The 16578-nt window shown below is 68.6% G+C and carries 17 protein-coding genes; 8 read left to right on the top strand and 9 right to left on the bottom strand.

Features of this window, described 5'->3' with window-relative positions:
- The first annotated feature begins 125 nt into the window (after positions 1-125).
- Positions 126-1910 carry a lipid A export permease/ATP-binding protein MsbA gene (gene msbA / locus AC07SQ_RS02345; protein WP_307588499.1) on the top strand — a complete coding sequence of 595 codons (1785 nt, stop codon included), beginning with the start codon at positions 126-128 and terminating at the stop codon, positions 1908-1910.
- A 3-nt stretch (positions 1911-1913) separates the two neighbouring features.
- Here the strand turns inward: msbA and AC07SQ_RS02350 are convergent, their stop codons facing one another.
- A complete protein-coding gene (locus AC07SQ_RS02350; RefSeq protein WP_495270829.1) occupies positions 1914-2663 on the bottom strand; it encodes a GntR family transcriptional regulator in 750 nt (249 codons plus the stop codon).
- A 99-nt stretch (positions 2664-2762) separates the two neighbouring features.
- Between AC07SQ_RS02350 and AC07SQ_RS02355 the strand changes: the two genes are divergently transcribed.
- The 3 genes from AC07SQ_RS02355 to AC07SQ_RS02365 all read left to right on the top strand — a co-directional run bounded on the left by AC07SQ_RS02355 (position 2763) and on the right by AC07SQ_RS02365 (position 5982).
- Complete coding sequence (locus AC07SQ_RS02355; protein ID WP_495270828.1) at positions 2763-3545, top strand: SDR family oxidoreductase; 783 nt, start codon at positions 2763-2765, stop codon at positions 3543-3545.
- Positions 3546-3596: 51 nt separating this feature from the next.
- Positions 3597-4529, top strand: a complete 933-nt coding sequence (gene kce, locus AC07SQ_RS02360; protein WP_495270827.1) for a 3,5-dioxohexanoate:acetyl-CoA acetone transferase — start codon at positions 3597-3599, stop codon at positions 4527-4529.
- A 121-nt stretch (positions 4530-4650) separates the two neighbouring features.
- Complete coding sequence (locus AC07SQ_RS02365; RefSeq protein WP_495270826.1) at positions 4651-5982, top strand: MFS transporter; 1332 nt, start codon at positions 4651-4653, stop codon at positions 5980-5982.
- Positions 5983-6015: 33 nt separating this feature from the next.
- On the opposite strand, the gene rng is transcribed toward AC07SQ_RS02365, so the two are convergent.
- Genes rng through AC07SQ_RS02405 form a run of 8 tightly spaced genes read right to left on the bottom strand, consistent with a single transcriptional unit; the run spans position 6016 to position 12968 of the window.
- Positions 6016-7542 carry a ribonuclease G gene (rng, locus tag AC07SQ_RS02370; protein WP_062470121.1) on the bottom strand — a complete coding sequence of 509 codons (1527 nt, stop codon included), beginning with the start codon at positions 7540-7542 and terminating at the stop codon, positions 6016-6018.
- A gap of 7 nt (positions 7543-7549) precedes the next feature.
- A complete protein-coding gene (locus AC07SQ_RS02375) occupies positions 7550-8152 on the bottom strand; it encodes a Maf family protein (protein WP_495270825.1) in 603 nt (200 codons plus the stop codon).
- Positions 8153-8192: 40 nt separating this feature from the next.
- Positions 8193-8660: a 23S rRNA (pseudouridine(1915)-N(3))-methyltransferase RlmH gene (gene rlmH / locus AC07SQ_RS02380; protein WP_159276828.1), complete on the bottom strand. Its 468-nt coding sequence runs from the start codon at positions 8658-8660 to the stop codon at positions 8193-8195.
- Positions 8657-9352 (bottom strand): ribosome silencing factor, encoded by a 696-nt coding sequence (gene rsfS, locus AC07SQ_RS02385; protein WP_062470113.1) that lies wholly within the window; start codon positions 9350-9352, stop codon positions 8657-8659. Before rsfS ends, rlmH begins: the two co-directional genes overlap by 4 nt.
- Positions 9352-9984 (bottom strand): nicotinate (nicotinamide) nucleotide adenylyltransferase, encoded by a 633-nt coding sequence (gene nadD, locus AC07SQ_RS02390; RefSeq protein ID WP_095948654.1) that lies wholly within the window; start codon positions 9982-9984, stop codon positions 9352-9354. The genes rsfS and nadD overlap by 1 nt, the downstream gene beginning before the upstream one ends.
- Positions 9981-10901 (bottom strand): oxygen-dependent coproporphyrinogen oxidase, encoded by a 921-nt coding sequence (gene hemF, locus AC07SQ_RS02395; RefSeq protein ID WP_307588508.1) that lies wholly within the window; start codon positions 10899-10901, stop codon positions 9981-9983. Before hemF ends, nadD begins: the two co-directional genes overlap by 4 nt.
- Positions 10901-12199, bottom strand: coding sequence for a phosphoribosylamine--glycine ligase (purD, locus tag AC07SQ_RS02400; protein WP_495270824.1), 1299 nt, complete (start codon positions 12197-12199; stop codon positions 10901-10903). The genes hemF and purD overlap by 1 nt, the downstream gene beginning before the upstream one ends.
- 43 nt (positions 12200-12242) lie before the next feature.
- On the bottom strand, positions 12243-12968 hold the full coding sequence (locus AC07SQ_RS02405) for a YebC/PmpR family DNA-binding transcriptional regulator (RefSeq protein ID WP_056580425.1): 726 nt from the start codon (positions 12966-12968) through the stop codon (positions 12243-12245).
- Positions 12969-13086: 118 nt separating this feature from the next.
- Here AC07SQ_RS02405 and AC07SQ_RS02410 point away from each other — a divergent pair, with 118 nt between their 5' ends.
- Genes AC07SQ_RS02410 through AC07SQ_RS02425 form a run of 4 tightly spaced genes read left to right on the top strand, consistent with a single transcriptional unit; the run spans position 13087 to position 16498 of the window.
- Positions 13087-13878 carry a class I SAM-dependent methyltransferase gene (locus AC07SQ_RS02410; RefSeq protein ID WP_495270823.1) on the top strand — a complete coding sequence of 264 codons (792 nt, stop codon included), beginning with the start codon at positions 13087-13089 and terminating at the stop codon, positions 13876-13878.
- A gap of 2 nt (positions 13879-13880) precedes the next feature.
- Positions 13881-14921, top strand: a complete 1041-nt coding sequence (locus AC07SQ_RS02415) for a chorismate transformation FkbO/Hyg5 family protein (protein ID WP_495270822.1) — start codon at positions 13881-13883, stop codon at positions 14919-14921.
- A gap of 36 nt (positions 14922-14957) precedes the next feature.
- Positions 14958-15755, top strand: coding sequence for a lysophospholipid acyltransferase family protein (locus tag AC07SQ_RS02420; RefSeq protein WP_495270821.1), 798 nt, complete (start codon positions 14958-14960; stop codon positions 15753-15755).
- The gene (locus tag AC07SQ_RS02425; RefSeq protein ID WP_489061324.1) at positions 15719-16498 is read left to right on the top strand and encodes a glycosyltransferase family 2 protein; all 780 of its coding nucleotides are present in this window, start codon (positions 15719-15721) and stop codon (positions 16496-16498) included. Before AC07SQ_RS02420 ends, AC07SQ_RS02425 begins: the two co-directional genes overlap by 37 nt.
- The last annotated feature ends 80 nt before the right edge of the window (positions 16499-16578 follow it).

The raw sequence follows: 16578 nt of genomic DNA on the forward strand, positions 1-16578 counted from the left end.
GGCGTTTCACGGGCCACATGTTACACACTGGGTTGAACCCGCCGTCACAAAACGTTTATCCGGCGAAATGGTCCTACAGGCCTCTCGAAAGGCGGCCGGAGCGGCCCCGTAAAATCCGCCGCCATATGCAAGCATCCCCCGGCAGCGAGAGCGCCCGCCCTCCCCTCATGCGCCGGCTGGCGCGACTCATGACCTGGTTCGGCAGTTCGCGCCAATGGTGGGCCGTGGGGCTGATCGGCGCCCTGCTGGCCGCGCTCACCGAGCCGCTCATGGCCGCCCTGCTCAAGCCGCTGCTCGACCGGGGCTTCACGCGCGGCGAGATGCCGCTGTGGTTCATTCCGGCCGCCGTGCTGCTGCTGTTCGCGGTGCGCGGCATCGCGCAGTTCATTTCGCAGTACGCGCTCTCGCGCATCGCCAACGAAGGCATGCAGAAGCTGCGTCGCGTGCTGTTCGAGCGACTGCTCGGCGCCGAGCTGGCGCTGTTCGCGCGGCAGTCGGCCAGCGCGCTGTCGAACACGGTGGTGTACGAGGTGCAGACCGGCGCCATGCTGTTGGTGCAGGCGCTGCTCGGGCTCTCGCGCGACGGCTTCACGCTGATCGCGCTGCTGGGCTACCTGGTCTACCTGAACTGGAAGCTCACGCTCATCGTCGCCTTCCTGGTGCCCAGCATCTCCTGGATCATGAAGGTGTTCTCCAAGCGCCTGTACAAGCTCACGCAGCAAGGCCAGCAGGCCACCGACGAGCTGGCCTACGTGGTCGAGGAAAACGTGCTGGCCCACCGCGTCGTGCGGCTGCACGGCGCGGAGCAGGCGCAGGAGCGCCGCTTCGAACAATTGAGCCAGCGCCTGAATCGCCTGGCCGTGAAATCGACCATCGCCCAGGCCGCCACCACGCCGCTGACGCAGATGATGGCTTCGCTGGCGCTGTCGGTGGTGGTGATGATCGCGCTGTGGCAAAGCGGCAAGCAGGGCTTCACGGTGGGCGGCTTCGTCGCCTACATCACGGCCATGCTGATGCTGATCGCACCGATCCGCCGCCTGGCCGAAGTGGCCGGGCCGATCACGCGCGGCCTTGCAGCGCTGGAGCGCGGCTTGATCCTCATCGACGAGGTGGCGCCGGAATCGCAGGGCACCTTCAGCATCGCGCACGCGCAAGGCCACATCGAGCTACGCAACGTGCAGGTCAGCTACCGCGGCGACGACGAACAGCGCGCGCTCGACGGCGTGAACCTCGTCATCGAGCCCGGCCAGGTAGTGGCCTTCGTCGGCCCCTCGGGCTCGGGCAAGACCACGCTGGTCAACCTGCTGCCGCGCTTCGTGCAGCCCAGCGGCGGCCAGGTGCTGCTCGACGGCCACGACACCAGCGAGTGGCAGCTCAAGAGCCTGCGCGCCCAGTTCGCGATGGTGAGCCAGGACGTGGTGATGCTCAACGACACACTCGCCGCCAACGTGGCGCTGGGCGGCGACATCGACATCGCGCGCGTGCAGTCCTGCCTCGAGGCGGCCAACCTGAGCACGCACGTCGAGACGCTGCCGCAGGGCATCGACACCGTGCTGGGCCACAACGCCACGCAGCTCTCGGGCGGCCAGCGCCAGCGGCTGGCGATTGCCCGCGCGCTCTACAAGAACGCGCCCGTGCTGCTGCTCGACGAAGCCACGTCGGCGCTCGACACCGAATCGGAACGGCTGGTGCAGGACGCCTTGCAGCGCCTGATGCAGGGCCGCACCACGCTGATCGTGGCGCACCGCCTGTCGACCATCCAGCATGCCGACCGCATCATCGTGATGGAGCAAGGCCGCATCGCCGAGCAAGGCAGCCACGAGCAGCTCATGGCGAGCGACGGGCTCTATGCGCGGCTGCAGACGCTGGCGGTGCGCAGCGCGGCGCCGGGGCAGGACCCGACGCTCTGACCCTCAGCGCGCGCCGCGCGCTTTCTTCGCCGCCGGCGCAGCGTTCTGCGGCGGCAGCGTGCCATCGGACACCAGCACGCCCGTCGACAGGATGAATTCCGCGGCGCTTTCGATGTCGCCCTGCAGCGCGGCCCGGGCCTTGGCGCCATCGCGGCGCTTCAGCGCGGCCAGCAGCGCCGCATGGTGCGACATCGCCACCTTGTCCCCGACGCGGCGCGAGCCGGCCCGCAGGTCGTAGTTGAGGATGGGGCCGATGCGCAGCCACAGCGCCTCGATCATCTGCAACAACACCGGCATGTCGGCCGCGGCGTAGACCGCGAAGTGGAACTCCTTGTTGAAGGTGACGAGCTTCGAGCCGTCCGGGCTCGCCGCATTCATCTCGGCCGCGAACTCGTCGTGCCAGCGCGTGATGTCGCGCAGCGCCACCGCGCCCGACGCCGAGGCCGCCAGCTCCGTGGCCAACCCTTCGAGGTTGGTACGGATGGTGGTGATTTCCTTGAACTGCGCCGCCGTCATCCGGGGCACGCGCAAGGTGCGGCTGGGCGTGAGTTCGAGCGCCTGCTCGGCCACCAGGCGCTGCATCGCCTCGCGCACCGGCATCACGCTCACGCCCAGCGCCTCGGCCGCGCTGCGCAATGAAATCTGCTCGCCCGGCATCATCTGCCCGCTCATCACGAGGTCGCGCAACTGGTCGTAGACGTTGGCGCTGAGCGTCTGGCGCTTCAGGGGGGTGACGAGATCGGTGAGGCTCATGCGTCGAAGTATATGGCCGGGGTATTCCCTATGAATTATCTGTGATCACAGATATACGATCCCCGTCATTCCGAAATCGACCTCAAGGATCTCTTCAGCATGTGGAACAACAACTCCCTCGCCGGCCGGCGCGTGCTCGTCACCGCCGGTGCCAACGGCATCGGCCTGGACATCGTGCGCAGCTTCGCGGCGGCGGGCGCCAAGGTCTTCGTCTGCGATGTGCAGGCTGCCAGCCTCGACCAGCTCGCGCGTGAACTGCCCGAGGTGGGTCGCTGCGTCGCCGACGTGTCCAACGAGGACGACGTGGCCCGCCTCTTCGAGGCCGTCGACCGCGAACTCGGCGGCCTCGACGTGCTGGTGAACAACGCCGGCGTGGCCGGCCCCACCGGCCCGGTCGAGGCCGTCTCGCTCGCCGACTGGGAACGCACGATGGCCGTCAACGTCACCGGCCAGTTCCTCTGCGTGCGTCTGGCCGTGCCGCGGCTGCGCAAGGGCCGCCTGCCCGCCATCATCAACCTGTCCTCGGCCGCCGGGCACCTGGGCATGCCGGGGCGCTCGCCCTACTCCGCCTCGAAGTGGGCCGTCATCGGCTTCACGAAAACGCTGGCACTCGAGCTCGGGGCCGACGGCATCCGCGTCAACGCGATCCTGCCGGGCGCGGTCGACGGTCCGCGCATCCGCGCCGTGATCGCCGCCAAGGCCGAGGCGCTGGGCAAGCCGCTCGACGAAGTGACGCGCGCCTACACCGCGCAGGCCGCGCTGGGCCGCATGGTCACGGCCACGGACATCGCGAACATGGTGCTGTTCGCCGCCAGCGACCTGGCCGCCAGCGTCACGGGCCAGGAGCTCGTGGTGGACGGCCACACGCAAGCACTGAGCTGATCCATCCGCTCGCGCTCCCTTTCTTTCCCACTTCTTCTTTCCGGACACCTCATGGCCCAACGCCCCAAAGCCATCATCACCTGCGCCCCCACGGGCGCCATCCACACGCCCAGCATGTCGCCGCACCTTCCCGTGACGGCCGACGAGATTGCGCAAGCTTCGATCGAAGCCGCCCGCGCAGGCGCCGCGATCCTGCACCTGCATGCGCGCGACCCGAAGGACGGCCGCCCGTCGCAGGACCCGGACCTGTTCCGCCCCTTCCTCTCGAAGATCAAGGCCGCAACCGATGCGGTGATCAACATCACCACCGGCGGCAGCCCGCACATGAGCGTCGAGGAGCGCATGCGCCCGGCCACCACCTTCAAGCCCGAGCTCGCCTCGCTCAACATGGGCTCGATGAACTTCGGCCTCTTTCCGATGCTGGAGCGCTTCAAGTCCTTCGCGCATGAATGGGAGCGCGAGCACCTGGAGAACAGCCGCAACCTGATCTTCAAGAACACCTTCGCCGACATCGAGAACATCCTCAAGCTCGGCAACGCCAACGGCACGCGCTTCGAGTTCGAGTGCTACGACGTGAGCCACCTCAACAACCTGCGGCACTTCCTGGACCGCGGGCTGGTGCAGGTCCCGGTCTTCGTGCAGACGGTCTTCGGCATCCTGGGCGGTATCGGCGCCGATCCCGAAGACCTGATGCACATGCGCCGCACCGCCGTGCGGCTGTTCGGCGACCGCTTCGAGTGGTCGATCCTCGGCACCGGCCGCAACCAGCTGCCGCTGGCCACCATCGGCGCGGCCATGGGCGCGCATGTGCGCGTCGGGCTCGAAGACTCGCTGTGGATCGGCCCGGGCCGGCTCGCCGCGTCGAGCGCCGAACAGGTGCTGCGCATCCGCGCCGTGCTGGAGGCCCTGAACATCGACATCGCGACACCCGCCGAAGCCCGCGAGATCCTGGGCCTCAAGGGCGCGGCGAACGTCGACTTCTAGCCCTGCGCCAGAACCACTGACCCGACTCGGCCCGGCCCATGACCGGGCCGCATCTGCACGCCCGCCGGCGCCCGCCGACGACCTTCCGCCAGAACACGACAGGACAGGAGAGAGACATCCCATGCAACACCCATCCATCCCCGCCACGCCGCCGGGCCTGCGCGCCCGCCAGGCCGTCGACGAGCAGGCCTCGCTCAATGCGCTGATCTTCCGCAAGCTCATGCCGCTGCTGGTGCTGGCCTATGTGATCAGCTTCATCGACCGCACCAACATCGCGCTGGCCAAGAGCCACATGGCCGTGGACATCGGCATCTCGGCAGCCGCCTACGGGCTGGGCGCCGGGCTGTTCTTCCTGAGCTACGCGCTGCTCGAAGTGCCCAGCAATCTGGTGATGCACCGCGTGGGCGCCCGCTGGTGGATCGCCCGCATCATGATCACCTGGGGCCTGCTGTCGGCCGGCATGGCCTTCGTCACGGGCGAGACCTCGTTCTACGTGATGCGCATCCTGCTCGGCGCGGCGGAAGCCGGCCTGTTCCCGGGCGTGATGCTGTACCTGAACTACTGGTTCGGCAGCAAGGACCGCGCACGCGCCACGGGCTACTTCCTGCTCGGCGTGTGCATCGCGAACATCCTCAGCGGCCCGGTCGGCGGCGCGCTGCTGCAGATGGACGGCCTGTGGGGCTGGCACGGCTGGCAATGGATGTTCGTGCTCGAAGGCCTGCCCGCCGTGGCGCTGGCCTTCGTGGTCTGGCGCAAGCTGCCTGACGGCCCCTCCAGCGCCAGCTGGCTCACGCGCCCGCAGGCGCAGGCCATCGAACGCCAGCTCGCCGCCGAACGCGCCGAGGACGTGGCCAACGGCCAGGTCGGCGAATCATTCCGCGCCTGCCTGGTCGACCGGCAGATCTGGCTGGCGATCTTTGTCTACTTCTGCCACCAGATCAGCATCTACACGGTGATCTTCTTCCTGCCGAGCATCATCGGCACCTACGGCAAGCTCTCGCCGCTGGAGATCGGCGCGCTCAACTCGCTGCCCTGGGTGGCCGCCGCCGTCGGCGCCATTGCGCTGCCCCGGCTCGCGGTCACACCGCAGCGCGGCCGGCGCCTGCTGCTGGTCGGGCTGGTCTCGATGGCGGTGGGCTTGCTGATCGCAGCCTTCGCGAGCCCGGCCGTCGCGCTGGCCGGCTTCTGCCTCACGGGCTCGATGTTCTTCGTGGTGCAGTCCGTGATCTTCCTGTTCGCGTCGTCACGGCTGGCCGGCGTGGCGCTGGCAGGTGGACTCGCGCTGGTCAACACCTGCGGCCTCGTGGGCGGCTTCATCGGGCCGTCGGTGATGGGCTGGATCGAGCAGAGCACGGGCAGCACGAAGAACGGGCTGCTGCTGATTGCCGGGATGCTGGTGGCCGCCGCGCTGGCCAGCGTCTGGATGCGCCAAGGCCAGGAATCGAAGCGCTGACCCGTCGTTGCAACGGGCCGCGCGCTCCTGTCGTCAGAGCAGCACGATGTCGTACTGCCCCTGCCCGATCGCCGGCTCCGACTGCAGCGAGATCGGCTTGCCGATGAAGTCGCTCAACCCGGCGAGGTGCTGGCTTTCCTCGTCGAGGAACAGCTCGATGACCTGCGGCGACGAGACGATGCGGAACTCGCGCGGCGTGAACTGCCGCGCCTCGCGCAGGATCTCGCGCATCACGTCGTAGGCCACGCTGCGCGCGGTCTTCACGATGCCCTGCCCGCCGCAGGCCACGCAGGGCTCGCACAGCATGTGGGCCAGCGATTCGCGCGTGCGCTTGCGCGTCATCTCGACCAGGCCGAGCTGCGAGAAACCGCCGGCCGTGGTCTTCACGCGGTCGCGCGCGAGCTGCTTGCGGAACTCGGCCAGCACCTGCTCGCGGTGGTCGTCGCGCGCCATGTCGATGAAGTCGACGATGATGATCCCGCCCAGATTGCGCAGGCGCAGCTGCCGCGCAATGGCCTGCGCGGCCTCCAGGTTGGTCTTGAAGATGGTGTCGTCGAAGTTGCGCGCACCGACGAAGCCGCCGGTGTTCACGTCGACGGTGGTCAGCGCCTCGGTCTGGTCGACCACGAGGTAGCCGCCCGACTTCAGGTCGACGCGCCGGCCCAGCGCCTTCGCGATTTCCTCGTCCACCGAGTACAGGTCGAAGATCGGCCGCTCGCCCTTGTAGTGCTGCAGCTTGCCGGCCGCCTGCGGCATGAATTCGAGGCCGAACTTCAGCAGCACCTCGAACTGCTCGCGCGAGTCGATGCGGATGGTCTGCGTGTCTTCGCTCGTCATGTCGCGCAGCACGCGCTGCAGCAGGCTCAGGTCCTGGTGCAGCAGCGACATGGCCGGCATCCGGCTCGAGGCCTCGCGGATGCGCGTCCAGGTCTTGCGCAGGTAGGCGATGTCTTCGGCCAGTTCGGCATCGGCCGCGTCTTCGCCGTTGGTGCGCAGGATGAAGCCGCCGGTGTTGACCGGCACCACGCCGCCGCTCTCGGCGGCCGCGGCCGCTTCGATGAGCGCCAGCATGCGGTTGCGCAGCGACTCGCGCTGGTCGGGCGGGATCTTCTGCGACACGCCGATGTGGTTGTCCTGCGGCAGGAACACCAGCAGCCGGCCCGCGATGCTGATCTGCGTGGACAGCCGCGCGCCCTTGGTGCCGATCGGGTCCTTGATGACCTGCACCAGCAGCGACTGGCCCTCGAACACCTGCTTCTCGATGGGCACCATCGGCCCGCCGTTGCGGTGGTCGCGTTCGGGCGGCGCGGCGCTCGGGCGCGAGCCCGGCGTGAACGGCGAAACGATGTCGGCCACGTGCAGGAAGGCGGTGCGCTCCAGGCCGATGTCGATGAAGGCCGACTGCATGCCCGGCAGTACGCGCGAGACCTTGCCCAGGTAGATGTTGCCGACCAGCCCGCGCTCGAGCGTGCGCTCGACGTGCAGCTCTTGCACCGCGCCGTGCTCGACCAGCGCCACACGGGTCTCCTGCGGAGACCAGTTGATCAGGATGTCTTGCATGGATGTCTTAAGTATTGAAACCGACGCCTCGAAGCAGCTGCGCGGTCTCGAACATGGGGAGTCCCATGATGCCCGAATAGGAGCCGCTGATGTGCTCCACGAACGCCGCCGCCGCGCCCTGGATGGCGTAGGCGCCGGCCTTGCCGAACGGCTCGCCGCTGGCGGCGTAGGCCGCGACCTGCTTCTTCGTGAGCGTGGCGAAGCGCACGCGCGACACGCTCAGCGCCGCATGGCGGCGACGGCCGTTCTGCAGCGCGACCGCCGTGAGCACACGGTGCGTGGCGCCGGACAGGTGCGCCAGCATGCGCTCGGCATCGCGCGCGTCCTCGGGCTTGCCGAGGATGGTGCGGCCGAGCGCGACCGTGGTGTCGGCGCAGAGCACGGGCGCATCGGCCAGGCCCAGGCGCTTGCGGCGCGCAACGGCGGCATCGAGCTTGAGCGCGGTCACGCGCTGCACGTACGCTGTGGGCGACTCGTTCGGCAGCAAGACCTCGAGCGCCTCGGCGTCTTCGTCGGCGCCGGCCAGCAGCAGTTCGTGACGCACGCCGAGCTGGCCGAGCAATTGGGCGCGGCGCGGGCTTTGCGACGCGAGGTAGATGAAGTCAGGCAAGTTCAGGTCTCCGAGGTGGGCCCCACCGCCGGCCCCGTGGTCATTCCCGGTGGTACGGATGGCCCGCGTTGACCGACCACGCCCGATAGAGCTGCTCGACCAGCAGCACGCGCGCCATGGCATGCGGCAGGGTCAGGTCGGACAGGCGGATGCGTTCGTGCGCCGCGGCCTTGAAGGCCGGGTCGAGCCCGTCGGGGCCGCCGATGACCAGCGCGACGTCGTCGCCCTCGCCCTGCCAGGTCTGCAGCCGTGTGGCCAGCGCCTTGGTGGTGAGCGCGGTGCCGCGCTCGTCGAGCACGACGATGCGCATGCCGCGGGCAATGGCGCCTTCGATGCGCTCGCGCTCGGCGGCATACAGCGTTTCGAGTGTCTTGGAGCCGCGCGGCTCGGTCTTGACGGCGCGCAGCTCGAGCTTGAGCTCGGGCGGGAAGCGCTTGGCGTAGTCGTCCCAGGCAGTCTGCGCCCAGTCGGGCATGCGCTGCCCGACGGCGACCACCAGCAGCTTCATGCGCGGCGGGCTGGCGCCTTCTTGGCCGGCGCCTTCTTCGCAGCGGTCTTCTTGGCGGCCGGCTTGCCGACCACCTTCACCGGCACGCGTGCGGTGCCCGTGGCGGACTTCTTCGCAGGGGCCTTCTTGGCGGCGGTCTTGCCCGCGGTCTTCGATGCGGCCTTCTTCGCCGGGGCCTTGGCGGCCTTGGCTTCCTGCTCGGCCGCGCGGATCGCGGTCTTGGCGGCGCTCGAACGGCGCAGGCTCGGCGTCTTGGCGGCGGCCGTCTTCTTCTCTTCGGCGCCCTTGACGACGGACGAGGCGGTGGCCAGCGCGGGCTTGGTGGCACCGAGCTTGGCGCGCACCGGCTTGTCGCCCCAGATCTCTTCGAGGTGGTAGTACTGGCGGATGGCGGGCTGCATGATGTGCGCCACGGCCGCGCCGCAGTCCACGATGATCCACTCGCCGTTTTCCTCGCCCTCGGTGCGCGGCTTGGCAAAGCCGGCTTCACGCACGGCGTCGCGCACGCTCGACGCGAGCGCCTTGGTCTGGCGGTTGGAGGTGCCCGACGCCACGATCACGCGCTCGAACAGCGGCGAGAGGTGCTCCGTGTCGAATACCTGGATGTCCTGCGCCTTGACGTCTTCGAGACCATCGATGATGGCTCGCTGGAGTTTTTGGATGTCTTTTTTGGCGGCGGCTTCAGTGGTCATCAGGCAGAGCGGTAGAGGTGGTGTTGGTCAATATAGCGTGCAACCGTGGGCGGAACCAGCGAGGAAATGTCCACACCCGACGCCACACGCCGCCGGATATCGGTGGCGCTGGTGTCCATGGCGGCAGGCAGTTCAAGCGCCTCGAAACGCGCGCCAGCCGGGAGGCCGGGCAGCTGTTTCGGATCAAAACGAGTGACGTCACCCGTCGATAGTGCGCGATACGCTACAGAAACGATAGCAATACCGAGTATATCCTGCCAGCCGTGCCAGGTCGGCAAGGCCGCCGCCTGGTCCGCGCCCATCACCAGCACGAGCTGTGCGCCGGGTTGCTCTTTCTGCAATTCATGCAGCGTGTCGAGCGTGTAGGTCGGGCCGTCGCGCAACACCTCGCGGCTGTCGATGACGACCTTGCCTTGCAAGTTGCCGAAGGCCAGCCGCGCCATCGCCAGGCGGTCTTCCTTCGGCGTGAGCGTGCGGCTCTTGTGCCAGGCCTGCCCCGTGGGAATGACGTGCAACTCCGTCAGATCGAGTTGTGCCAATGCGGCTTCGGCCAAGGCGACGTGGGCGTTGTGCGGCGGGTCGAAGGCCCCGCCGAAGACGCCGATGCGCAAAGCGGAACCGGTGGGGCTCACACCCAGTCCCGGCGCACGATGAAGTCGCTGTACAGCGCGGCTTCGGGGCTGCCCGCTTCGGGCTGTTGCCGGTAGGCCCAGCTCGCGAGCGGCGGCATCGACAGCAGGATCGATTCGGTGCGTCCGCCCGACTGCAGGCCGAAGTGCGTGCCGCGGTCCCACACGAGGTTGAACTCGACGTAGCGTCCGCGCCGGTACAGCTGGAATTCGCGCTCGTGCTCGCCGTACGGCATGCCGCGGCGGCGCTCGACGATTGGCAGGTAGGCCTGCAGGAAGGCATCGCCGACCGAGCGGATCAGCGCAAAGCCGTTCTCGATGCCCCCCTCGGCGAAGTCGTCGAAGAAGATGCCACCGATGCCGCGCTGCTCGTTGCGGTGCTTGAGGAAAAAATACTCGTCGCACCACGTCTTGAAGCGCGGGTACTTGTCGGCGCCGAAGGGAGCGAGCGCATCGCGGCACACGGTGTGAAAGTGCACCGCGTCTTCTTCGAAGCCGTAGCACGGCGTGAGGTCCATGCCGCCACCGAACCAGCACACGGGATCGCCGCCGCCCGCGGGCTGCGCGGCCAGCATGCGCACGTTCATGTGGACGATCGGCACGTAAGGATTGCGCGGGTGGAACACCAGCGACACGCCCATGGCCTCGAACGGCGCGCCCGAGAGTTCGGGGCGGTTCTGCGTGGCCGAGGGCGGCAGCTTGGCGCCGCGCACCTGCGAGAAGCCGACGCCGGCGCGCTCGAACAGCGCGCCGCCTTCGAGGATGCAGGTCAGGCCGTTGCCCTGCAGCGGCTCGCCGGGCTCTTTCTGCCAAGCGTCGCGCACCGCACTGCCGCCATCCGCCGCCTCGACCGCCGAGATGATCGATTGCTGCAGTCCGCGCAGGTAGTCGCCGACCGCCTTCGGCTGGGTGGCAGGCATCAGGCGTGGGGCGTGTTGCGCGCGTTGACGGCGCGGTAGCCGATGTCCTTGCGGTACTGCGCACCGTCGAACTGCACGCGCGCCGCGACCTCGTAGGCGCGCTGCTGCGCCTGCTTGACGCTGTCGGCCAGCACGGTCACGCAGAGCACGCGGCCGCCGCTGGTCTTGAGCTCACCGTTCTCGAGCGTGGTGCCCGCATGGAACACCACGGCATCGGGTGCCTCGGCCGGGATGCCGCTGATGCGGTCGCCCTTGCGCGGCGACAGCGGGTAGCCGTGCGCGGCCATCACCACGCCCAGCGCCACGCGCCGGTCCCACTGCAGCTCGACCTGGTCGAGCGTGCCGTCGGTGGCGTGCCAGAACACCTCGAACAGGTCGGACTTCAGGCGCATCATGATCGGCTGCGTCTCGGGGTCGCCCATGCGGCAGTTGAATTCGAGCGTCTTGGGCTGGCCGGCCGCGTCGATCATGAGACCGGCATAGAGGAAGCCGGTGAACGGAATGCCGTCCTTTTCCATGCCGCGGATGGTTGGCAGGATGATCTCGCGCATCGCACGCGCATGCACCTCGGCCGTGACGACCGGTGCGGGCGAGTACGCGCCCATGCCGCCGGTGTTCGGGCCTTCGTCGCCATCGAGCAGGCGCTTGTGGTCCTGGCTGGTGGCCAGCGCGGCAACGTTCTTGCCGTCGCACATCACGATGAAGCTGGCTTCTTCGCCCTGCAAGAATTCTTCGATGACGACGCGCGCGCCGCCTTCGTTGTGCGACACGCCAAACTTGTTGTCGACCAGCATGAAGTCGACGGCCTCATGGGCTTCCTGCGTGGTCATGGCAACCACCACGCCCTTGCCGGCGGCCAGGCCGTCGGCCTTGACGACGATCGGCGCGCCCTTGGCGTCGATGTACGCATGGGCCGCGGCGGCGTCGGTGAAGGCCTCGTATTCGGCCGTTGGGATCTTGTGGCGCTTCATGAAGGCCTTCGAGAAGGCCTTGGAGCTTTCGAGCTGCGCAGCCGCCTGCGTCGGGCCGAAGATGCGCAGGCCGTGCGCGCGGAACTCGTCCACCACGCCGGCCGCCAGTGGCCCCTCGGGGCCGACCACGGTCAGCGCGATTTTCTCGGCCATCGCCCACTCGCGCAGCGCGGCGGGTTCGGTGATGTCGATGCAGTCGTAGCGTTCGTCGCTCACGGTGCCGCCGTTGCCGGGCGCCACGTAGACGCGGCTGACCCGGTTGCCCTGCGCCAGCCGCCACGCCAGTGCGTGCTCGCGGCCCCCTCCTCCAATCACCAGTACCTTCATTCGCGGGCTTTCGTTTGTCGCTGTGGATCCATCATTCATTCGTTCAGTCGGACAGTGCGGCGTTGTGATACACGTCCTGCACGTCGTCCAAGTCCTCGAGCACGTCGAGGAGCTTCTGCATCCTGGCGGCGTCTTCGCCGGTCACGTCCACGGTGTTCTCGGCACGCATCGTGATTTCGGCGGCGTCGGGCTTCAGGCCTGCGGCTTCGAGCGCGTTTTTCACGGCCTCGAAGTCGCCGATGGCGGTGAGCACCTCGATGGCGCCGTCGTCGTCGGTGATCACGTCCTCGGCGCCGGCTTCGAGGGCCACTTCCATGACCTTGTCCTCGCTGGTGCCGGGCGCAAAGATGATCTGGCCGCAGTGCTTGAACTGGAAGGCCACCGAGCCTTCGGTGCCCATGTTGCCGCCGTGCTTGGAGAAGGCGTGGCGCACTTCGGCCACGGTGCGCACGCGGTTGTCGGTCATGGTGTCGACGATGATCGCCGCGCCGCCGATGCCGTACCCTTCGTAACGAATTTCTTCGTAATTGACGCCTTCGAGGTTGCCCGTGGCCTTGTCGATGTTGCGCTTGACGGTGTCGATGGGCAGGTTGACCGCCTTGGCCTTTTCGACCGCCAGCCGCAGCCGGGGGTTGGCGCTGAGGTCTGCGCCGCCGGCGCGTGCCGCCACCGTGATTTCACGGATGGCGCGGGTCCAGAGCTTGCCCCGTTTCTCGTCCTGGCGGCCCTTGCGGTGCTGAATATTTGCCCACTTGCTATGTCCGGCCATGGCTATCTCTCTCGCTGTCGTGTGTTTTCAAAGCAAGTGTGGAGTTTACTGTCCGGCGCACACAACGCTCCCCCGGCGCCCGGGATTTCCGCCCGGACCTTTTGGTGATAATTGTTCGATGACGCCATCGCCCATTGCCGGTACGGGAAATCCCGACGCCCTGCCGCCGCACGCCCCGCTGCCGCTGTACTACAACACCGAAGCGGAGCATCAGGCGTTCCTGCGGCGCATCTTCGACAGCACGGCCGCGGACTACGACCGCATCGAAGCCGTGCTGGCCTTCGGCACCGGCCCCGCGTACCGGCGCGACGCGCTGAAGCAAGCCGGCCTCGCGGCGGGCGCGCAGGTGCTCGACGTGGGCATCGGCACCGGGCTCGTCGCCCGCGAAGCCCTGAAGCTCATCGGATCCACCGGCAAGCTCACCGGCGTCGACCCCAGCGTGGGCATGATGGGCCAGGTCCGGCTGCCCGGCGTCGAACTGATTCAAGGCGTCGCCGAGGCCCTGCCCCGGCCCGACGCCAGCTGCGATTTCGTGAGCATGGGCTACGCCATGCGCCACATCAGCGACGTGGCCGCCGCCTTTTCCGAATTCCACCGCGTGCTGCGCCCGGGCGGGCGCGTGGTGGTGCTCGAGATCACCAAGCCCAAAGGCCGCATCGCGACCGCGCTGCTCAAGGGCTACATGCGCGCCGTGGTGCCGCTGATCGCCCGCGTGGTCGGCCGCCGCAGCGACACCTCGGAGCTGTGGCGCTATTACTGGGACACGATCGAGGCCTGCATCCCGCCCGAGCGCGTCATGCAGGCGCTGGGCGCCGCCGGCTTCAGCGACGTGCGCCGGCATGCGAGCCTCGGGGTCTTCTCTGCCTACACCGGCCGCAAGCCCGAATCCACCGCCGACGAGGTTCGCTGAACGTGCGCCCCCAGGACGACCGCCTTCATTCCCCCCTGCGCGTGGAGCGCCTCTCGCTGCCGGACAGCCTCGCGCTGGCCACGCACAGCCATGCGCCCTTCGCCGCGCTCGGCTACGGCACGCCGCACGGTGTCGCCTGGATGCCCACGGTCAACGCGCGCGTGCTGTCGCCGCAAGGCGCGATGGCCGATGTGTGGCACGTGGGCGACGGCACCCAGGTCCGGTCGGGCACCACCGGCATCGCGCGCTGGCGCACCGACGGGCACTGGCTGCTCGGCGCCATCGACCTCGATGAAGCCGTCGAAGGCCAGGGCCTGACCGAACTCGCGCAGCGTGCCTACCGCGACCTGTTCCGCACGCTCGAGCAGGCGGGCACGCCGCACCTGCAGCGCATCTGGAACTACCTGCCGCGCATCAACGCCGATGGCGGCGGGCTGGAGCGGTATCGCCAGTTCAACCTCGGTCGGCAAGAGGCCTTCTTCGAGGCCGGCCGCGCCGCCTTCGAGGGTGCCCCGGCTGCCTGTGCGCTGGGCATCCGCCAGGGCGCGCTGTCGATCCGTTTTCTCGCGGGACGCGCCGCGCCGCTGCCGGTCGAGAACCCGCGGCAGGTGTCGGCCTACCGCTACCCCGAAACCTACGGCCCGCGCTCGCCGACCTTCTCGCGCGCCGCGCTGGCGGACATCGGCGACGGCCAGGTGGCGCTGTTCATCTCGGGCACGGCGAGCATCGTCGGGCACGAAACGGTGCACCACGGCGACGTGCGTGAGCAGGCCCGCGAAACGCTGCGCAACCTCGAGGCCGTGATCGCCTCCGCCCATGCGCAGACCACGGCGCGCTTCTCGCTCGATGCGCTCGACTGCGTGGTGTACGTGCGGCATCCGTCGGACACCGACGCCGTTCGCGAGGTGATCGAAGCCGCGCTCGGCGCCCAGTCGCCGATGGCCCGCCATGCGGTGTACCTGGAAGCCGACATCTGCCGCAGCGATCTGCTGGTCGAGATCGAGGCCCACACGGTTGCCGCCGGCCGGCTGCAGGCCGCCTGAGCGGCCCGCCGTCCGCCTGCTCGACCGACACCACCCATGAACGTGCTGCGTCTTCTCACGTCGATCCCGCTCGCGCTGATGCTCTATGCGCTGCTGCTGTTCCTCGGCCTGATCTCGCTGGTCTGGAACTTCGTCGCCATGCTGCTGTACCCGGTGATGCCGGCCGCGCCGGCGCGCGCGCTGGGCCGCATGACCATCGCCTTTGCCTACCGGATGTTCTGGTGGCTCGCCTCGGTCACCGGCATGATGCGCATCGACGCCGCGTGCCTGGACCCGATGCGCAACGAGCCCGGCGTGATCTTCGTGGCCAACCACCCGACCATGCTCGATGCGCTGCTGCTGGTGGCGCGGCTGCCGCGCAGCGCCTGCATCATGAAGGCCGAGCTGATGGGCAACATCTTCCTCGGCGCCGGAGCCCGGCTGGCGCGCTACATCAGCAACAAGTCGGCCCGCACGATGGTGCGCCTGGCGGTCAACGACCTGCGCCAGGGCGGCCAGCTCGTGATCTTTCCCGAGGGCACGCGCACGGTGACGCCGCCGCTGAACCCCTTCCGCCCCGGCACCACGCTGATCGCCAAGCTGGCGCAGGCGCCGATCCAGACCGTGTTCATCGACACCGACTCGCCCTACCTCGGCAAGGGCTGGCCGCTGTGGCGCGTGCCGCCGCTGCCCATCGTCTTCACGTTGCGGCTGGGCAAGCGCTTCGCGCCGACGCAGGACAGCGACGCGTTGCAGGTCGAGCTGGAACACTATTTCCGTCAACACATGGAGCAGCGCGCCACCGACGCGTCCCCCGAATGCCAGCAGACGCCTCGCGCACCCACCTTGTCCTGATTCCCAGCTACAACACGGGCGAGCGCCTGTTCTCGACGGTCGCGGCCGCGCGGGCGCAATGGAACCCGGTGTGGGTGGTGATCGACGGCAGCGACGACGGCACGGGCGAGCGGCTGCAGCAGATGGCAGCCAGCGATCCGGGGCTGCGTGTGTGGGTGCTGCCGCAGAACCAGGGCAAGGGCTCGGCGGTGCTGCACGGCTTGCGGGCCGCGAAAGAAGCGGGCTTCACGCACGCGCTCACGATGGATTCCGACGGGCAGCATCCGGCGGACCTGATCCCCTCTTTCATGAACGCCTCGCTGGCGCGGCCCGAGACGATGGTGCTGGGTCGACCCGTGTTCGACGCCAGCGCGCCGCTTTTGCGGGTGCGCGGGCGGCGGGTGTCGAACGGCTGGACGCAGCTCGAGACGCTGTTCGCGGGCGTGGGCGATTCGCTCTACGGCTTTCGCGTGTACCCGGTGGTCGACCTGATCGCCGTGATGGCGCGGCAACCGTGGATGCGGCGCTTCGACTTCGACACCGAAGCGGTCGTGCGGCTGGCCTGGCGCGGGGTCAAGCCGGTGAACATCGATGCGCCTGTGAAGTACCTGACGGCGGAGGAAGGCGGGGTGTCGCACTTTCGCTATGGGCGGGACAACGTGCTGCTGACTTGGATGCACACGCGGTTGATGGTGGAGTTTGTTTTGCGGTTGCCTGGGTTGCTCTTTCGCAAATTGCGGGGGGCGCCGCCGTTTCAGGCCTAGCCTCTTTTTGAGGGGCGCCCGGCAGGCGGTACGGCGCGGTCGACCCCACTGTGCCGGCCGCTTCGCGGCTGCCCTGCGGT

This window comes from Variovorax sp. GW821-FHT06D12, assembly GCF_059419205.1.